At 75.0% G+C, this 17,439-nt stretch carries 14 protein-coding genes; 5 read left to right on the top strand and 9 right to left on the bottom strand.

What is annotated here, in order from left to right; translation table 11 throughout:
* Together ACIQBJ_RS07230 and ACIQBJ_RS07225 are read left to right on the top strand one after the other, a co-directional pair.
* Positions 1 to 1,173, top strand: a complete 1,173-nt coding sequence (locus ACIQBJ_RS07230; RefSeq protein WP_400704955.1) for an exonuclease SbcCD subunit D — start codon at positions 1 to 3, stop codon at positions 1,171 to 1,173.
* A 52-nt stretch (positions 1,174 to 1,225) separates the two neighbouring features.
* Positions 1,226 to 4,303 (top strand): AAA family ATPase, encoded by a 3,078-nt coding sequence (locus ACIQBJ_RS07225; RefSeq protein WP_400704952.1) that lies wholly within the window; start codon positions 1,226 to 1,228, stop codon positions 4,301 to 4,303.
* A gap of 167 nt (positions 4,304 to 4,470) precedes the next feature.
* Here ACIQBJ_RS07225 and ACIQBJ_RS07220 read toward each other — a convergent pair whose 3' ends face one another.
* The 5 genes from ACIQBJ_RS07220 to ACIQBJ_RS07200 all read right to left on the bottom strand — a co-directional run bounded on the left by ACIQBJ_RS07220 (position 4,471) and on the right by ACIQBJ_RS07200 (position 7,779).
* Positions 4,471 to 5,259, bottom strand: a complete 789-nt coding sequence (locus ACIQBJ_RS07220; protein WP_400704949.1) for an alpha/beta fold hydrolase — start codon at positions 5,257 to 5,259, stop codon at positions 4,471 to 4,473.
* A gap of 16 nt (positions 5,260 to 5,275) precedes the next feature.
* Entirely contained in the window at positions 5,276 to 5,524 is a 249-nt protein-coding gene (locus ACIQBJ_RS07215; RefSeq protein ID WP_400705834.1) for a hypothetical protein, read from the bottom strand.
* A 153-nt stretch (positions 5,525 to 5,677) separates the two neighbouring features.
* Complete coding sequence (locus tag ACIQBJ_RS07210; protein ID WP_400704946.1) at positions 5,678 to 6,100, bottom strand: secondary thiamine-phosphate synthase enzyme YjbQ; 423 nt, start codon at positions 6,098 to 6,100, stop codon at positions 5,678 to 5,680.
* Positions 6,101 to 6,329: 229 nt separating this feature from the next.
* Positions 6,330 to 6,605 carry a hypothetical protein gene (locus ACIQBJ_RS07205; RefSeq protein WP_400704940.1) on the bottom strand — a complete coding sequence of 92 codons (276 nt, stop codon included), beginning with the start codon at positions 6,603 to 6,605 and terminating at the stop codon, positions 6,330 to 6,332.
* Positions 6,606 to 6,876: 271 nt separating this feature from the next.
* Positions 6,877 to 7,779 carry a hypothetical protein gene (locus tag ACIQBJ_RS07200; RefSeq protein WP_400704937.1) on the bottom strand — a complete coding sequence of 301 codons (903 nt, stop codon included), beginning with the start codon at positions 7,777 to 7,779 and terminating at the stop codon, positions 6,877 to 6,879.
* Between the two features lie 544 nt (positions 7,780 to 8,323).
* Here ACIQBJ_RS07200 and ACIQBJ_RS07195 point away from each other — a divergent pair.
* The 3 genes from ACIQBJ_RS07195 to ACIQBJ_RS07185 all read left to right on the top strand — a co-directional run bounded on the left by ACIQBJ_RS07195 (position 8,324) and on the right by ACIQBJ_RS07185 (position 11,103).
* Entirely contained in the window at positions 8,324 to 9,364 is a 1,041-nt protein-coding gene (locus tag ACIQBJ_RS07195; protein WP_400704934.1) for a glycosyltransferase family 2 protein, read from the top strand.
* A 264-nt stretch (positions 9,365 to 9,628) separates the two neighbouring features.
* Entirely contained in the window at positions 9,629 to 10,300 is a 672-nt protein-coding gene (locus ACIQBJ_RS07190; protein ID WP_400704931.1) for a lysophospholipid acyltransferase family protein, read from the top strand.
* Positions 10,301 to 10,392: 92 nt separating this feature from the next.
* A complete protein-coding gene (locus ACIQBJ_RS07185; RefSeq protein WP_400704929.1) occupies positions 10,393 to 11,103 on the top strand; it encodes an NADPH-dependent F420 reductase in 711 nt (236 codons plus the stop codon).
* Between the two features lie 7 nt (positions 11,104 to 11,110).
* Here ACIQBJ_RS07185 and ACIQBJ_RS07180 read toward each other — a convergent pair whose 3' ends face one another.
* The 4 genes from ACIQBJ_RS07180 to ACIQBJ_RS07165 form a co-directional block, all read right to left on the bottom strand.
* Positions 11,111 to 12,913, bottom strand: coding sequence for an ABC transporter ATP-binding protein (locus ACIQBJ_RS07180; protein WP_400704926.1), 1,803 nt, complete (start codon positions 12,911 to 12,913; stop codon positions 11,111 to 11,113).
* 111 nt (positions 12,914 to 13,024) lie between these two features.
* Positions 13,025 to 14,620, bottom strand: a complete 1,596-nt coding sequence (locus ACIQBJ_RS07175; RefSeq protein ID WP_400704923.1) for a glycerol-3-phosphate dehydrogenase/oxidase — start codon at positions 14,618 to 14,620, stop codon at positions 13,025 to 13,027.
* A 155-nt stretch (positions 14,621 to 14,775) separates the two neighbouring features.
* Positions 14,776 to 16,293, bottom strand: coding sequence for a glycerol kinase GlpK (gene glpK, locus ACIQBJ_RS07170; protein WP_400704920.1), 1,518 nt, complete (start codon positions 16,291 to 16,293; stop codon positions 14,776 to 14,778).
* A 64-nt stretch (positions 16,294 to 16,357) separates the two neighbouring features.
* Positions 16,358 to 17,077: an MIP/aquaporin family protein gene (locus ACIQBJ_RS07165; RefSeq protein WP_400704917.1), complete on the bottom strand. Its 720-nt coding sequence runs from the start codon at positions 17,075 to 17,077 to the stop codon at positions 16,358 to 16,360.
* Between the last annotated feature and the right edge of the window lie 362 nt (positions 17,078 to 17,439).

Below are 17,439 nucleotides of genomic sequence, written 5' to 3'. Positions count from 1 at the left end.
GTGAGGCTGCTGCACACCTCGGACTGGCACCTGGGCCGGTCCTTCCACCGCGAGAACCTGCACGAGGCCCAACGGGTCTTCCTCGACCACCTGGTGGCCACCGCCGTCGCCGAGCGGGTCGACGCGGTGCTGGTCGCGGGCGACGTCTACGACCGGGCGCTCCCGGGGCTGGAGGCCGTCGCGCTCTTCGACGACGTGCTGTGGCGGCTGTCCGAGCACGGCGTCCCGACGGTCTTCATCAGCGGCAACCACGACTCGGCCCGCCGCCTCGGCGTCGCCTCCCGGCTGATCGAGCGCTCGGGCATCCACCTGCGCACCGACCCGGGCGCCCTCGCCGAGCCGGTCCTGCTGGCGGACGCGCACGGCCCGGTCGCGGTCTACGGCCTGCCGTACCTGGAGCCCGCGCTGGTGCGCGAGCGTCTCGGCCTGTCCCGGGGCGGCCACGAGCAGGTGCTGTCGGCGGCGATGGACGCCGTCCGCGCCGACCTGGCCGCCCGCCCGGCGGGCACCCGCGCCGTCGTGCTGGCGCACGCCTTCGTGACCGGCGGCGCGCCGAGCGACAGCGAGCGGGACATCGCGGTCGGCGGCGTGGAGTCCGTCCCGGCCGCGGTCTTCGACGGCGTGCACTACGCGGCCCTGGGCCACCTGCACGGCTGCCAGACGCTGGCGCCGCACCTGCGCTACTCGGGCTCCCCGCTGGCGTACTCCTTCTCCGAGACCTCCCACGAGAAGTCGATGTGGCTGGTCGACCTGGGCGCCGACGGCGTCGTGGACGCCCGGCGCGTCCCGTGCCCGGTGCCGCGGCGCCTCGCGCAGTTGAAGGGCCCGCTCGACGAGTTGCTCTCCGCCGACCGGCACGAGTGGGCGCGCGAGTGCTGGGTGCAGGCGACGCTCACCGACCCGGTCCGCCCGGCCGATCCGATGGAGCGGCTGCGCGGCCGCTTCCCGCACACCCTGCAGCTGCTGTTCGAGCCGGAGGGCGGGGAGCAGGGCGCGGTGCTGTCGTACGCGCAGCGGGTCCGCGGCCGCTCCGACGAGGAGGTGGTGGAGGGCTTCGTCTCCCACGTCCGACCGGGCCGGGAGTTGGACGGCCGGGAGCACGCCTGGCTGCTGGAGGGCCTGGAGTCGGTGCGCCGGGAGGCCGCCGGGCGGGCCGAGGAGAACGGCCGGTGACCGTGCCCGGCCGACCCCGTCGATGCTCGAAGTCCCTTGAGGGGGTGGCCCGTTGAGGCTGCATCAGCTGACCGTCACGGCGTTCGGCCCGTTCGCCGGAACCGAGCGGGTCGACTTCGACCGGCTGTCCGCGTCCGGCCTGTTCCTGCTGCGCGGCGCGACCGGCGCGGGCAAGAGCAGCGTGCTGGACGCGGTCTGCTACGCCCTGTACGGCGAGCTGCCCGGCACCCGGCGCAACAACGGCGTCCGCAGCGACCACGCCGAGCCGGGCGTGCGCACCGAGGTGGTGCTGGAGGCGACGCTCGGCGGGCGGCGGCTGGAGATCACCCGCAGCCCGGAGCAGTCCCGGCCGAAGAAGCGCGGCTCCGGGTACACCGTGGACAAGGCGCAGACCCTGCTGCGCGAGTGGGCCGCCGACGCCGGGGCGGGCGCGCCGGGCTGGGTCGGGGTCAGCCGCTCGCACCAGGAGGCCGGGGAGGAGCTGACCCGGCTGATCGGGATGAGCCGCGAGCAGTTCTGCCAGGTGGTGCTGCTGCCGCAGGGCGACTTCGCGCGCTTCCTGCGGGCCGACTCCAAGCAGCGCGCCGACCTGCTCGGCCGGCTCTTCGACACCTCCCGCTTCGAGCAGTTGGAGCGCTGGACGGCCGAGCGCCGGCTCCGCCAGGAGCACCGGGTGCAGGCCGGGCGGCAGCAGCTGCGCGACCTGGCGGCCCGGGCCGAGGAGGCCGCGGGCCCGCTCGCCGCGGACCCGGCCGCGCACCGCCCGGACGAGGACGCCGAGGTCGGCGCCGTCCTGGGCTGGGCGGCGATGCTGCGCAGCGCCGCCGCCGAACGCGCCACCGCGACGGGGCTGGCGCTCGCCACCGCCGAGGACGCGCACGCGGCGGCCCGGCAACGGGCCGACGCCGAGGGCGCGTTGGCGGACCGTCAGCAGCGCCACCGCACCGCCCGGGAGGACGAGCGGCGCCTCGCCGGCGTCGCCGGACAGGCCGCCGCCGACCGCGACCGGCTCACCTCCGCCCTCGCCGCCGAGGCCCTGGCCCCGTTGCGCTCCCTGCACCGCGACGCCACCGCCGCCCACACCGCGGCCGCCGCCGAGGAGTCCGCCCGCCGTACCGCCCTCGCCACCCGCCTCGCCCACGCCCCGTGGGCCCCCGCCCTGCTCGCCGACGCCCTCGCCCGCGCCGACGCACCCCGCCTCACCCCGTCCTCGCCGCCCGCCGTGCTGGCCGCCGCCGAGGACGGGCTGCGCGCGGAGCTGGCCGGGCTGGAGGCGGCCCGGGCCGACGAGGAGCGGCACCGCCGGCTCACCGTCGAACGGGCCGACCTGGTCGCGGAGCAGCGCCGCGCCGACGACCTGGCCGAGGAGTCGCAGGACTGGCTGTCGGGCTTCGAGGAGCAGTTGAAGCAGGTGCACGCCGAACTGGACGCGGCCCGGGACGCCCGTGCCCTGCTCGACCGGCTCGACGGGCAGCACCGTGAACTGACGACCCGCCAGGAGGCGGCGCACCGCCGGGAGCGGCTGCTCGTCGAACTGGCGGCGGCCGAGGACGAGTGCCGGGTCCGGACGGACGCCGCGCTGTCCGCGCGGGCCCGCACGCTCGACCTCCAGGAGCGCCGACTCGCGGGCATGGCGGCCGAGTTGGCGTCCCAGCTGGCGGACGGCGCGCCCTGCCGGGTGTGCGGTTCGGCCGAGCACCCGGCCCCGGCCCGGCCGGACGCCGAGCCGGTGACGGCCGCGGACGAGCAGCGGGCCCGGGCCGCCCAGCAGCAGGCCGAGACCGAACTCGACACCGCCAAGGGGCGGTCGGGCCGGCTGCGGGCCGACCTGGCGGCCGCCGAGACCGCCACCGGCGGCCGCAGCGTCGCCGAACTCGCTTCCGCTGCCGCCGAGTTGGCGGAGCAGCGGCGGGAGGCGCTGCACACCGCGGAGCGGCTGGTGCCGCTGGGCCAGCAGGTCGAGCGGCTGGAGTGCGAGCGGGAGGCCCGCCGGGAGCGGCTGCGCCGGGCGGGCGAGCGCGGCGCGGTGCTGGCCGACCGGCTGGGCACGCTCGCCGTCGAACTCGACACCCTGGCGGGGCGGGTCGCCGCCGCCCGGGGCGACGCCCCGTCGGTGGCGGTGCGCGGCGCGGCGGTCGCCGAACTGGCGGGCGCCGTCACGGCGGTGCTGGCCGCGGCCCGTACCGGCGCCGGGGCGGCCGACCAACTGGCCCGGGCCACCGAGGCGTTGGCCCGGTCCGCGCGGGACGCCGGTTTCGCCGACCCGGCGGCGCTCGCGGCGGCCGTGCTGCCCCCGTACGAACGCGAGGCGCTGCGGCGGCGGTTCGAGGACCTGGACGCCGCGCTGGAGCGGAACCGGGCCCGGCTGGCCGATCCCGAACTGCTCGCGGCGGCCGGACTCCCGCCCGCCGACGCCGGTTCGGCGCGCGCGGCGGAGCAGCGGGCCACCGCCGTCCTGCGGGCGGCGGACGCGACGCACCGCACCGCCGTGGACCGGGTCGACGCCCTGGCCCGGATCGGCCGCGAACTGGCGGCGCTCGCCACCGCCCTCGCCCCGGTGCTGGACGCCTACGCCCGGGTCAGCCGGCTGGCCGCCCTGCTGGCGGGGGCCCCGGCGGAGAACGCGCTGCGGATGCGCCTGGAGTCGTACGTCCTGGCGGCCCGGCTGGAACAGGTCGCGGCGGCGGCCAGCCGCCGCCTGCTGAAGATGTCCGGCGGCCGCTACACCCTGGTCCACAGCGACGGCCTGGTCGCCGGCACCCGCCGCTCCGGCCTCTCCCTCCACGTGGTCGACGCCTGGACGGGCCGCGAACGCGACACCGCCACCCTCTCCGGCGGCGAGTCCTTCTTCGCCTCCCTCGCCCTCGCCCTCGGCCTCGCCGACGTGGTCACCGACGAGGCCGGCGGCATGCCCCTGGACACCCTCTTCATCGACGAGGGCTTCGGCACCCTCGACGAGAACGCCCTCGAAGAGGTGATGGACGTCCTCGACTCCCTCCGCGAACACGACCGCGCCGTCGGCATCGTCAGCCACGTCCCCGACCTCCGCACCCGCGTCCCCACCCAGCTCCTGGTCCGCAAGCACCGCAACGGCTCCACCCTCCACCACACCACCCGCGAGGCCACCTGACGGGAGATCGGTCGCGCTTCGGGTGCCGGTCCTCCAGCGTCCGGCCGTTGAGGTGTGCTCGTACTCGACGCGGAGGTGGTGGACGTACGCCTCCGGGCCGAGGCCCGGGGCGGTGAGCAGGGTGTCGAGGTGGTGGTCGGGGACGGTGACCGGTTCCGCGGTGCGGTTCACTCCTCCGTCAGGAAGTCGGCCGCGCGTCGGCCCCAGGTGCGGATGTCGGTCAGGGTGCGGGAGACGTGCAGGCGGGCGGCGGGGAGGTGGGTGGCGAGGGTGCGGGCGGTGGCGAGGGGGTGGACGGGGTCGGTGTCCCAGGCGAGGAGCAGGACGGGGTGCGGGAGGGTGCGCAGCAGGTCGGGGGTGGGGAGGTCGGCTTCGGCGGCGGCTCGCATCGCGGCCGGGACCAGTTCCGGGGCGAGGTCGAACTCGGTGGTGTACTGGGGGACTTCGGCGAGCACGGCGGGCGGTCCGGCGACCCGGGCGACGGCGTCCAGCGCGCCCCGGCCGCGCCGTTCCACCAGGGTGGCGACGGCCCGCAGGCCGTTGCGCCGGGGGGTGCGGGCCTCCCAGGCGACGGCGGGGATGGCGAGGACCAGGCGGTCGAAGCGCTCGGGGCGGGCCAGCGCGGCCCACAGCACGGTGGCGGTGCCCATGGACGCGCCGAGGCCGGTGACGGGGGCGTCGGGCGAGAGGTGGTCGCAGAGCGCCAGCAGGTCGGCGGCGAGCGCGGGGTAGGTGTAGTCGGCGGGTTCGGCCCGGCCGGTGGAGTCGCCGTGTCCGCGCGCGTCGTAGCGGGCCAAGCGGTGGCGGGCGGTCAGCGGCGTCCAGTCGAAGAGTCCGGCCCGGTCCTCGTGCGCCCGGCTGGAGAGCGCCCCGTGCGCGTGCACGGCCAGCGGTCCGCTCCCGGCGACACTGTAGGAGAGCACGGCGTGCGGCCGCTCCAGCAGCCCGTTCGGCACGGTTCCTGATCCTCCGTCAGCCGGAGCAGGCGGCACGCTGGGCCTGCTGCCAGGTGCAGACGGGGCAGAGCGTGCTCCCGGGCGTTCCGGCCGGGTGCTCGGTCTCCGCGCCGCACAGCACGCACGACGCCCGTTCCCCCGCCCCGCCGGGCGTCAGCCCGCGCAGTGCCTGTTCGGGGTCGGCGGACACCTCGCACACCTGCTCGGCGGCGGCGTCCGCGGCGGTCTCCGCGGCGGCGTCCCGGGTCTTCGGCGGCTCTCCCATGCCGGACAGGGTACGCCGCGCCGCTCCCGGACGCGTCGCCCGCCCGAGGGGCGGACCGGCCCGGGTCCGCCCTGCTGGGCCCGACCCGCCGGAGGGTGCCCTTCCGCCCCGGCCCCGTCCCGTGGGCGCGGCGGCGGCCGGGCCGACGGGGCGTCAGCCGAGGAAGGAGAGCCGGAGCTTGCGGTGCGGGTTGTCGCCGTTGGTGTCGATCAGTACGACGGACTGCCAGGTGCCGAGCGCGATCCGGCCGTTGACGACGGGGAGGGTGGCGTGCGGGGCGACCAGGCCGGGCAGGACGTGGTCGCGGCCGTGGCCGGGGCTGCCGTGCCGGTGGCGCCAGCGGCCGTCGGCGGGGAGCAGGTCGCGCAGGGCGGCGAGCAGGTCCTCGTCGCTGCCGGCGCCGGTCTCGATGACGGCGATGCCCGCGGTGGCGTGCGGGACGAAGACGTTGAGCAGGCCGTCGCGGCCGTCGGCGACCTCGCGGAGGAAGGCGTGGCACCGGTCGGTGACGTCGAGGGCGACTTCCTCGCGGCCGGTGGCCAGGTCGAGGGTCTGGGTGTGGAAGGTGTCGGACATGGGGCCATCCTGGCCGATCTTGGCCGTCCGCCCGTAGGGGCGCAGGCCGAACGCCAGTGCACCGCCAGGAGACCCGCCAGGCCGCGCCAGCACCCGCCACGGCGCGCCACCGCCCGGCCCGGGGCGTCGAACCCGCGCCGGACCGGTCGCGGGGACGCCGAAGGCCCGACGGACTCCCGGTCCGTCGGGTGGGCGCGCGGGCGGCGGACCGCCCGGTACGCCGGTACCGCTAGCGGCGGTTGCCGAACAGGCTCCGCTTGAGGCGGCGCAGCGGGGCCATCAGGGAGAGCCGCACCATCCGGCGCGGTGCGACCGCGGCGGCGGGCACACCGGGGCCGCGCGGTGTCAGTTCCCTTATCAGGCCGAGCGCTTCCGCCGTGTCGACCGTCGACAGCGCGGGCGCGCCGAGGACGGCGAGGTGCCGGTCGATCCGGCGGCCGGTGGTGCCGACGCCGCACTGGATCGCGGGCACCCGGGGCCGCGTCCGCACTTGCATGTGTTCCATCTGATTCCCACCCCTACGAGGCGCCAGGGCCGTGTGGCGAAGACTATCCGCCCGGGACCGCCTTCACACAACCGTCCTGGTGTTCTGCCACCGTATCGTGCGAACCCGGGCGGTGGTCCAGCGGGCAGCCCGGGAATCGGTCACGACTGCGCATCGGTTGATGGTGCACCATCGACGCGCTGACCTGCCGTCAGGTGCCGCGGCGGTCCGGGGTGTTCGCGGGGCGCGCCGGGCGTGTCCGGTGCGCGGGGCGCACGGACGGACGGGGCGTTCACCCCAGTTCGACCTCCTCGACCTCGCCGAACTCCGCCGCGCCGCGCGGGTGCCACGGGTCGCGGGGCGGGTCGAGCAGGGCGGAGACGCCGTAGCCGCACAGGCCGAGGCCGAGCAGCCCGGTGAGCACCAGAACGGCGATCCAGGCGGCGGGCAGCTCCCAGGAGATCCGGTCGCCGTAGCGGACCAGGCCGGCCAGGCCGAGCAGGCCGGTGAGCACCAGGGCGGCCATTCCGCTGCGGACCCGGCGCAGTTCGGCCTCCCGGCTGGCGAGCAGCAGGGCGGTGCCGAAGGTGAGGGTCCAGGCACCGAGGGCGCGGACGTCGAGCGGGCGGGCCGCCCACGGCCAGTGCGGGGCGAGCGCGTCGGGGCGCAGTGCCAGGACCAGGCCGAGCAGGGCGAGCAGGGCGCCGCCGCCGACCATGGGGGCGGCGACCCACCAGGGCAGCCGGGGGGTGCGGACGGGAGCGGGGCCGCGGGTGAGGAGCTGGGCGCCGAGGGCGACCAGGCCGATCGGGAGGGCGGCGAGGTGGACGGCGAGCCAGCCCCAGGCGGCGAGGAAGCCGAGCAGGGCGCCGCCGGTGAGGTGCAGGGTGTCCCGGTCGGCCAGGGTGCTGGCGGCCATCAGTACCATCAGCAGGGCGCTGGCGGCGGTGGCGACCCGGACGTCGGCCCAGCTGCGGGCCCGGACGGCGAGGGCCAGCATGACGGCGGCGCCGCCGTAGGCGGAGCCGAGCAGGGCCGCGGTGACGGGGGACATCCGCCAGGCGAAGAGGGCGTCGGTGGAGCCGGCGGCGGGCCACAGGGTGAGGAAGGTCCAGCAGGCGGCGGCCGCGAGCGGGCCGAGCATGAGCGCTTTCAGGACCGGGCTGACCGGCCGGACGGGCAGTGTGGTGTCCATGGCGACTCGCTCCCCCTGTGAGACGTTGCGTCAATATAGGAGCGGCTCGCGGAGCGGGCAATGCCTTGCGCGCGGCCGCCGGCCGGGCACGTCACCCAGTGTTCAGAAATTGAACACATACGAGGGATTGACGTGGCTGAAACCTCCAAGCAATATCTGTATCGACACGGGAAAGCGGAGAACATCCGCTCATCCACGGTCGGGTGATTTCGAGTCTGAACGAACATGAACGAATCACCCGGCCGTCCCGTGCGGGACTTCCGACCCCGCGGTGAGTCACTTTCCGGCCGTCTCGACGCTGCGGCGGCCCGACTCCTCCGCGGTGGACGGACCGGCGGTCGATCGTTGAGGGTCGGTCGGACCGCCGAACCGGGCTGCCGGTGCCGCCGCTGGTACGGCGCGGCACCGGCGGTCGCGTTCCGCGCCGCCCGCGGCATCCCGGCCACCCCGACCACCTGCGCCCGGGGTGCCGCGGTCCGGCCGTAGAGTGGGGCCCACCGGGCGACCCCGCCGGAACCCCCGTCCCTTCGCGGAGTGAACGCACGTGCCACCGCTGCTCAGCATCGTCCTGCCCGTTCACGGCGTGGAGCGCTTCCTCCCGCAGTGCCTGGAGTCGCTCCGGGCCGACGGCGCCGCCCCCGGCGAGGTCGAGCTGATCGCCGTCGACGACCTCTCCCCCGACGGCTGCGGCGCCCTGCTGGACGCGCACGCCGCCGCCGACCCGCGGACGCGGGTGCTGCACCTGACCGAGAACCAGGGCCTGGGCGGGGCCCGGATCGCCGGCCTGGCCGAGGCCACCGGCACCTACGTCTGGTTCGTCGACAGCGACGACTGGCTGCCCGCGGGCACCGTGGACGCGGTCCTCGCCGAACTGCGCACCGAGACCGCCCGGGCGGTGCCCGCCGACGTGCTGCTCACCGACTTCACGCACGTCTACCACGACGGCGGCACCGGGCCGAACCCGTGGCGCCGGGTGCTGGCCGACTCCCCGCTGGTCGAGGGCTGCACCGCCGCCGAGCACCCCGCGCTGTTCAACGCGGTGCTCGCGGTGTGGAACAAAGTGATGCGCCGCCAGTACCTGCTCGACCTGGACGTGCACTTCGGCCGCGGCTACTACGAGGACATCTCGGTCACCTACCCGCTGCTGCTCGCCGCCGACCGGCTGCGCTACCTCGACCGGGTCTGCTACCACTACCGGCGCGGCCGCCCCGGCGCGATCACCGCCACCTCCTCGCCCAAGCACGCCGACGCCTTCGCCCAGTACGACGCGATCTTCGCCTTCCTGGACCGCGACGGGCGGGCGGACCGGCTGCGCGGGCTGGTCTTCGACCGCACCGCCAAGCAGGCGCTGACCGTCTACGACACCCCCGGGCTGGTCCCGGACGCGCTCCGCCCGGAGTTCTTCGCCCGGATCACCGAGCACTTCGCCCGCCACCGCCCGGCCGGCCACGGCTTCCCCCCCGGCCTGCGCGGCCTCCAGTACCGCCTGGCCGCCCGCGGCTCCCGCCGCGCCCACGACCTGCTCCGCCGGGCCGCCCGGCTGCCCGCCGCGACGGCCCGACGCCTCCGCCCGGGCCGCTCCTGACGCCCCGTCGGCCCGCCGCCGGCACCGGCCCGCCCCTTCTTCCGTCCCACCTGTCGGGACGCCGGCGTTCCGACAGGCGGACGTGACGAGGATCGCAGCCGTCCGGTCGCGGTGGGTGGTGGACGGGCCACGGGGTGGGTGTCGTAGTCTGCCGTTTCGAAACCAAAGGTCCGACCTACCGCCGAGTAGTGCGCTCCGCCCCGCCCGGGCGGACGGCTGCCCGGCGCCTGCCGGTCGGCGCCGACGTCCGGCCGGGGAGGGCCAGTGATCGACCTCGTCACCAAGCTCGTGCTCAAGCCCCTGGCGAAGGCGCTGTACCGCCCGACCATCGAGGGCCTGGAGAACGTGCCGCGCAAGGGCGGGGTGGTCCTGGCGAGCAACCACCTGTCGTTCGTGGACAGCGTGGTGATCCCGCTGGCCGCGCCGCGCCAGGTGTTCTTCCTGGCGAAGGCCGAGTACTTCACCGGCAAGGGCCTCAAGGGCGCCGTCTCCCGGGTGTTCTTCACCCGGGTGATCAACGCGGTGCCGGTGGAGCGCGGCAGCGTCCGGGCCGCCACCGCCTCGCTGGACGAGGGCCTGCGCATCCTGGACTCCGGCCGGGCCTTCGGCATCTACCCCGAGGGCACCCGCTCGCTGGACGGCCGGCTGTACCGCGGCAAGACCGGGGTGGCCTGGCTGGCGCTGACCGCGGGCGTCCCGGTGGTGCCGGTGGCGCTGGAGGGCCCGCAGCACATCCTGCCGGTCGGCAAGCGGATCCCCCGGCTGCGGAAGATCACGGTGCGCTTCGGCGAGCCGCTGCACTTCGACGAACTGCACGGCCAGGCCCGCTCGGCGAAGGTCCGACGCCAGGTCACCGACGAGGTGATGGCCGCCATCCACGCGCTCTCCGGCCAGGAGCTGGCCGAGCAGTACAACGAGTCCCCGAAGGCCGCCTGACGCTCCGTCACCCCGCCCGAACCGCCCGTCCGGGAAGGCCGGGAACAATCGGGCGGGCGGCCCGGTTCGGCATCCCACGGGGAGCGCACCGCGTGCGCGTCCCGGAGGATTCACCGGACCGAGCAGCACGGAGTGCACCCATGAGGATCGGCATCATCGGCGCGGGCAACATCGGCGGCAACCTGACCCGGCGGCTGACCGCCCTCGGGCACCGGGTCGCGGTGGCCAACTCGCGCGGCCCGCACACCCTGACCGAACTGGCGGCGGAGACCGGCGCCACCCCCGTGACGGTCGCCGAGGCGGCCGAGGGCGCGGAACTGGTCGTGGTGACCGTCCCGCTGAAGAACGTCCCCGACCTGCCGGAGGGCGTGCTGGCGGGCGCGGCCGAGGGCTTCGTCCTGCTGGACACCAACAACTACTACCCGCAGCAGCGGGACGGCCGGATCGCCGGCATCGAGGACGAGGGCCTGACCGAGAGCCGCTGGGTCGAACGCCAGCTCGGCCACCCGGTGGTGAAGGCGTTCAACGGCACCTACGCGCAGGACATCCTGGACGCGCCCCGCCCGGTCGGCGACCCGGAGCGGATCGCCCTCCCGGTCGCGGGCGACGACCCGGCCGCCAAGCGGCTGGTGCGCGAGCTGATCGACGCCCTGGGCTTCGACACCGTCGACGCGGGCGGCATCGACGACTCCTGGCGCCAGCAGCCGGACACCCCGGTCTACGGCCTGCGGGCGGGCGTCGAGGGCGTCACCGAGGCGCTCGCCGCGGCCTCCCCGGAGCGCCCGGCCGCCTTCCGGGGCTGACGGGGCGTCAGCCCGCCGCCTCCACCGGGTCCGGGGCCTCCCGGCGCAGCAGCGCCGCGTAGCGGCCGTCCAGGTCGAGCAGTTCCTGGTGGGTGCCGAGTTCGGCGACGGTGCCGCCGTCCAGGACGGCGATCCGGTCGGCGTCCCGGACGGTGGAGAGGCGGTGCGCGATGGTGAGGGTGGTGCGGCCGGCGGCGAGGGCGTCCAGGGCCTGCTGGACGGCGAGTTCGGTGCGGTTGTCGAGGGCGCTGGTGGCCTCGTCGAGGATCAGCACGGGCGGGTTGCGCAGCACGGTGCGGGCGATGGCGAGGCGCTGCTTCTCGCCGCCGGAGAAGCGGTAGCCGCGTTCGCCGACCATGGTGTCGTAGCCCTCGGGGAGGGCGGCGATCATGTCGTGGACCTGGGCGGCCCGGGCGGCCTCGACGAGTTCCTCGTCGGTGGCGTCGGGCTTGGCGAAGCGCAGGTTGTCGGCGACCGAGGCGTGGAACAGGTAGGTCTCCTGGGAGACCACGCCGACGGCGCGGGTCAGGGTCTCGAAGGACAGGTCGCGGACGTCGACGCCGTCGATCAGCACCCGGCCGCCGGTGACGTCGTAGAGCCGGGGCACCAGGTAGGAGAGGGTGGACTTGCCGGCGCCGGTGCCGCCGACCACGGCGAGCGAGCCGCCGGCCGGGACGGTCAGGTCGATGCCGGTGAGGGTGGGGCGCTCCTGGTCGGGGCGGTAGCGGAACTCGACGTGTTCGAAGCGGACGTCGCCGCGGACGCGGTCGAGGTGGACGGGGTGCTCGGGTTCGTCGATCTCGACCGGGAGGTCGAGGTACTCGAAGATCCGCTGGAACAGGGCGAGCGAGGTCTGCACCTCGACGCCGGTGGAGAGCAGGCCGACGGTGGGGCGGAACAGGCCCTGCTGGAGCGAGACGAAGGCGACCAGGGTGCCGAGCGAGACGATCGGGGCGCCGGTGGCGGTGGCCAGGCCGGCCGCCCAGTAGATCAGCGCGGGCATCGCGGCCATCACGATCCCGATGGTGGACATCCGCCACCGCCCGGCCATGCTGGCGCGGACCTCCAGTCCGGCCAACTCGTCGGACTGGTGGGCGAATTCGCGGGTGAGCGAGTCGGAGCGGCCCATCGTGCGGCCGAGCAGGACGCCGCTGACGGACAGCGACTCCTGGACGGCGGAGGAGAGCACGGCGAGCTGGCGCTGCCGCTCGCCGGTGATCTTCTTGCGTTCGCGGCCGACCCGGCGGCTGATCCAGACGAACAGCGGGAGCAGCAGCAGCGAGACGACGGTCAGCCGCCAGTCGAGGGCGACCATCGCGACGACGCTGGCGACCACGGCGGTGAGGTTGGAGACCAGCGAGGTGGCGGTGCCGGTGACGGTGGCCTGCATGCCGCCGATGTCGTTGGCGATCCGGGACTGCACCTCGCCGGTGCGGGTGCGGGTGAAGAAGGCCAGCGACATCCGCTGCAGGTGCGCGTAGACGGAGGTGCGCAGGTCGTGCATGACGCGCTGGCCGACGGTGGTGGAGATCAGCGTCTGGAGCACGTTGAGGACGCTGGTGACGACGGCGGCGGCGATCATGCCGAGCACCAGCAGGCTGAGCAGTCCGGTGCGCCGCTCGGGTATCGCGGTGTCCAGGACGGCCCGCAGCAGGAACGGCGTCACCACGGACACCAGGGCGGAGAGCGCGACCAGCAGGCCGACCGCGCCGAGCCGCCCGGTGTACGGCCGGAACAGCCGGAGGATGCGGCGCACCTGGGCGGGTTGCCGTTCCTCCGGCGGGGTCCAGTCGATCCGGTGGAGTTGCACGGGGGCCTCCCGGGGGTCTGCGGACAGGAGCGGGCCCGAGCTTAACGAGCCTTGCTCACCATTAGCAAACCTAAACTTCTCGGCATTCCCGGGAGGCCCTCGGCGCCGCCGCTACTTCTGCCCGCGCTTCGCCAGGAAGGCCGCCACCTGCTCGCGCACCTCGGGGGTGTCCAGGCCGCGCACCGTCATGGTGGTGCGGCGGCGCAGCACGTCGTCCACGGTGTACGCCCACTCGTTGTCGGCCGCGTAGGCGACCTGCGCCCACACGTCGGGGCCGTCGGGGTGGACCGGCTCGCCGAGCGCCGGGTCCTCGGCGATCGCCCGGGCCAGGTCGAAGGAGAGCGTGCCGTAGTGCGAGGCGAGGTGGCGGGCGATCAGCGGGTCCATCCGGGAGCCCGGCTCGCGGTCGATCAGCAGCCGGTGCGCGACGGCGTTCGGCGCGCCGATGCCGGGCAGCGGGACGGTGGCGGGGATCGGCGAGACGTCCTCGGCCAGGCCGACGCCGGGGGCGTTCTTCAGCTTCTCCAGGACGACCCGGCCGATGTGCCGGTAGGTGGTCCACTTGCCGCCCGCGACCGACAGCATGCCGCCGCGGCCCTCGGTGACCACGGTCTCGCGCTTGGCGGCGGCGGTGTCGCCGGGGCCGCCGGGCAGCACCCGCAGGCCGGCGAAGGAGTAGGTGATCAGCGAGCGGTCGAGGTGCTCGTCGCGGATCGCGTGCCCGGCCTCGTCGAGGATCTGGTCGACGTCGGCCTCGGTGGCGCGGACGTCCAGCGGGTCGCCGGTGTACTCCTCGTCGGTGGTGCCGAGCAGGACGTGGTCCTCCCACGGGATGGCGAAGGACACCCGGTACTTGTCGATCGGGATGGTCAGCGCGGCCCGCCACGGGGTGCGGCGCTTGACCACCACGTGCGCGCCCTTGGAGAGCCGGATCGACGGGGCGGAGCCGGCGTCCTCCAGCTTGCGCAGGTGGTCGACCCACGGGCCGGTGGCGTTCAGCACCAGCCGGGCGTCGACGCCGAACTCGGCGCCGTCCAGGCGGTCCTTGAGCTCGGCGCCGGTGACCCGGCCGCGGGTGAAGCGCAGGCCGGTGACCTCGGCGTGGTTGAGCACCACCGCGCCGGCCTCGACGGCGGCCCGGACCGTCATCACGGCGACCCGGGAGTCGTTCATCTGGTGGTCGCCGTAGACCGCGACCGAGCGCAGCCCCTCGGTGCGCAGCGCCGGGACCTGCTGGGCGGCGTGCGCGGCGGTGGAGACCCGGCCCATGCCGTCGCGGAACGCGGACAGCGCCGAGTACAGGAAGACGCCCGCGCCGAGCTTGGGCGCGGAGTGCGGGCCGCCCTTGTAGACGGGGACGAAGAAGGTCAGCGGGTTGACCAGGTGCGGGGCCACGTCGGTGGCCAGCGCCCGGCGCTCCTTGTGGTTCTCGGCGACCAGCTTCACCGCACCCGTCTGCAGGTAGCGCAGCCCGCCGTGCACCAGCTTGGACGAGGCGGAGGAGGTGGCGCCGGCGAAGTCGCCGGCGTCGACCATGGCGACCTTGAGGCCGGCCTGGGCGGCGGTCCAGGCGGTCGCGGTGCCGAGGATGCCGCCGCCGATCACCAGCAGGTCGTAGGTGGCCCGGCCGAGCAGTTCGCGAGTGGCGGCACGGGAGGCGGTGTGTCCGGGGGTGCGCTCGGCGCCGAGCGTCGGGATGGTGGCCATGGTGTGTGTACGGCGCCCTGGTCGGCTGCGCCGTGTCTCCTTCCGGTGTGCGGTGCGGCCCCTGCTGGAGGGCCGGTCGGGCCCGGTGCGGCGGGCCCTGGGGTGGAACGGGACCGGCCGGCCGGGCCTCGGGGGCCCGACCGGCTGGTGGTGCGTCAGCTGTTGTCCTCGTCCTCCTCGACCCAGCCCATGGTGCGCTCCACGGCCTTGAGCCACTTCTTGTACTCGGCGTCGCGGGTGGCGGCGTCCATCCGGGGCGTCCACTCGGCGGCCCGGTGCCAGTTGGCGCGCAGGGTGTCGAGGTCGTTCCAGAAGCCGACGGCCAGGCCGGCCGCGTAGGCGGCGCCGAGCGCGGTGGTCTCGGCGACGTAGGGGCGCTCGACGGGGGCGTCCAGCACGTCCGCGATGTTCTGCATCAGCAGGTTGTTGCTGGTCATGCCGCCGTCGACCTTCAGCGCGGTGAGCGTGACCCCGGAGTCCTTCTGCATGGCGTCGACGACCTCGCGGGTCTGCCAGGCGGTGGCCTCCAGCACGGCGCGGGCCAGGTGGCCCTTGGTGACGTACCGGGTCAGGCCGGCGATCACGCCGCGGGCGTCGGAGCGCCAGTAGGGGGCGAACAGGCCGGAGAAGGCGGGCACGAAGTAGGCGCCGCCGTTGTCCGCGACGGTGTTGGCGAGGGTCTCGATCTCGGCGGCGGTGGAGATGATGCCGAGCTGGTCGCGCAGCCACTGCACCAGCGACCCGGTGACGGCGATGGAGCCTTCCAGCGCGTAGACCGGGGCCTGGTCGCCGATCCGGTAGCCCACCGTGGTCAGCAGCCCGTGGTACGAGTTGACGATCTTCTCGCCGGTGTTCAGCAGCAGGAACGTTCCCGTCCCGTACGTCGACTTGGCCTCGCCCTCGTCGAAGCAGGTCTGCCCGAACAGCGCGGCCTGCTGGTCGCCGAGCGCGGAGGCGACGGGGACGCCCGCCAGGTCGCCGACGGCCTCGCCGTAGACCTCGGCGGAGGACCGGATCTCCGGCAGGACCGCGAGCGGCACCTGCATGGACTCGGCGATCTTCTCGTCCCACTGGAGGGTGTGCAGGTTCATCAGCATGGTGCGGGAGGCGTTGGTGACGTCGGTGACGTGCTTGCCGCCGTTCACACCACCCGTCAGGTTCCAGATCACCCAGGTGTCCATGGTGCCGAACAGGATGTCGCCGGCCTCGGCGCGCTCGCGCAGGCCCTCGACGTTGTCCAGCAGCCAGCGGATCTTCGGCCCGGCGAAGTACGAGGCCAGCGGCAGGCCGGTCTCCCGCCGGAACCGGTCCTGGCCCACGTTGCGGCCCAGCTCCCGGCAGAGCGCCTCGGTCCGGGTGTCCTGCCACACCAGCGCGTTGTGCACCGGCTCACCGGTGTGCCTGTCCCACAACACCGTGGTCTCGCGCTGGTTGGTGATGCCGACGGCGCGGATGTCGTCCTTGGTCAGACCGGCCTTCTCCAGGGCGCCGCGAACCACGGACTGCACGCGGGTCCAGATCTCGGCGGCGTCGTGCTCGACCCAGCCGGGCTGCGGGAAGATCTGCGAGTGCTCCTGCTGGTCGACGGAGACGATCCGGCCGTCCGCGCCGAACACGATGCAGCGGCTGGAGGTGGTGCCCTGGTCGATCGCGGCGATGTAGTTGGCAGTCATGCGGGGGTCCTCGGCTCTGGGTGAGGGAAGCGGGTGGGAACGCGCGGGGTCGGGACGCGCCGGGTCAGAACGCGACGTGGTACAGGAAGCCGGCCAGCAGGCCGCCGACGGCCGGGCCGACCACCGGGATCCAGGCGTAGGACCAGTCGGAGCCGCCCTTGTTCGGGATCGGCAGCAGCGCGTGCACGATGCGCGGGCCGAGGTCGCGGACCGGGTTGATGGCGTAGCCGGTCGGGCCGCCGAGCGAGAGGCCGATGCCGACCACGGTGAAGGCGACGATCAGGATGCCGGTGCCGGACAGGCCGAGGCCCTTGGTCAGGCCCTGGGTGAGGATCGCCAGGCAGAGCACCGTGGTGCCGATGATCTCGGTCAGCAGGTTCTGGATCGGGTTCCGGATCTCCGGACCGGTGGAGAAGATGCCGAGGGTGGGCTCCTCGTTGGCCTGGAACTGGCCGAGGTAGGTGACCCAGACCAGCACCGCGCCGATCATCGCGCCGAGCAGCTGGGAGCCGAGGTAGACCGGGACCTTGCTCCAGTCGCCGCTGTCCGCGGCGATCGCCAGGGTGACCGCGGGGTTGAGGTGCGCCCCGGACTTCGGCGCCGACATGTAGGCGGCGATCATCACGGCGAAACCCCAGCCGAAGGTGATCGCCAGCCAGCCGGCGTTGATCGCCTTGGACTTCTTGAGGGTGACGGCGGCGCAGACGCCGCCGCCGAGCAGTACCAGTGCGGCGGTGCCGAGTGTTTCGCCGACGAAGATGTCGCCGTTGGAGAACGCGGACACAGAGACTCCCTTGTCCTGAGGGCCCGGAGGAGCGGGGTGGGGGCAGGTGATCGGTCGATCACTGTGCGGACGAAAGCTGGGTGGGATCAGTTGGAACGTCCGCCGTTCGACAATGCCGACCGACATGCGGAAGCTTCTCCCCCTGGCGTCACCCGCGTCAAGGCGGGGTTACGCAGCTGTGACTCATCGGACGGCGCACCGGACCGCACCGGACGGCGCCGGGCGGGCCCGGGAACGCGAAGTGGCGGGGGGGGGGGGGGGGGGGGGGGGGGCGCCGCGCCCCCCCCCCCCCCCCGGGGGGGGGGGGGCGGGGGGCGCGGGCCGGGCCCCCCGCCGGGCCCGGCCCCCCCGCGCGCGGCGCG

This window comes from Kitasatospora sp. NPDC088391 (assembly GCF_044753345.1).
Lineage (GTDB): Bacteria > Actinomycetota > Actinomycetes > Streptomycetales > Streptomycetaceae > Kitasatospora.
This window is presented reverse-complemented; position numbering and strand designations above follow the sequence as displayed.

Excerpts from the sequence above, each read along its gene's own strand:
- ACIQBJ_RS07175 (WP_400704923.1), bottom strand. The coding sequence starts at position 14,620 with ATGGCCACCATCCCGACGCTCGGCGCCGAGCGCACCCCCGGACACACC.
- ACIQBJ_RS07215 (WP_400705834.1), bottom strand. The coding sequence starts at position 5,524 with ATGGGAGAGCCGCCGAAGACCCGGGACGCCGCCGCGGAGACCGCCGCG.
- ACIQBJ_RS07205 (WP_400704940.1), bottom strand. The coding sequence starts at position 6,605 with ATGGAACACATGCAAGTGCGGACGCGGCCCCGGGTGCCCGCGATCCAG.
- ACIQBJ_RS07200 (WP_400704937.1), bottom strand. The coding sequence starts at position 7,779 with ATGGACACCACACTGCCCGTCCGGCCGGTCAGCCCGGTCCTGAAAGCG.
- ACIQBJ_RS07210 (WP_400704946.1), bottom strand. The coding sequence starts at position 6,100 with ATGTCCGACACCTTCCACACCCAGACCCTCGACCTGGCCACCGGCCGC.
- glpK (WP_400704920.1), bottom strand. The coding sequence starts at position 16,293 with ATGACTGCCAACTACATCGCCGCGATCGACCAGGGCACCACCTCCAGC.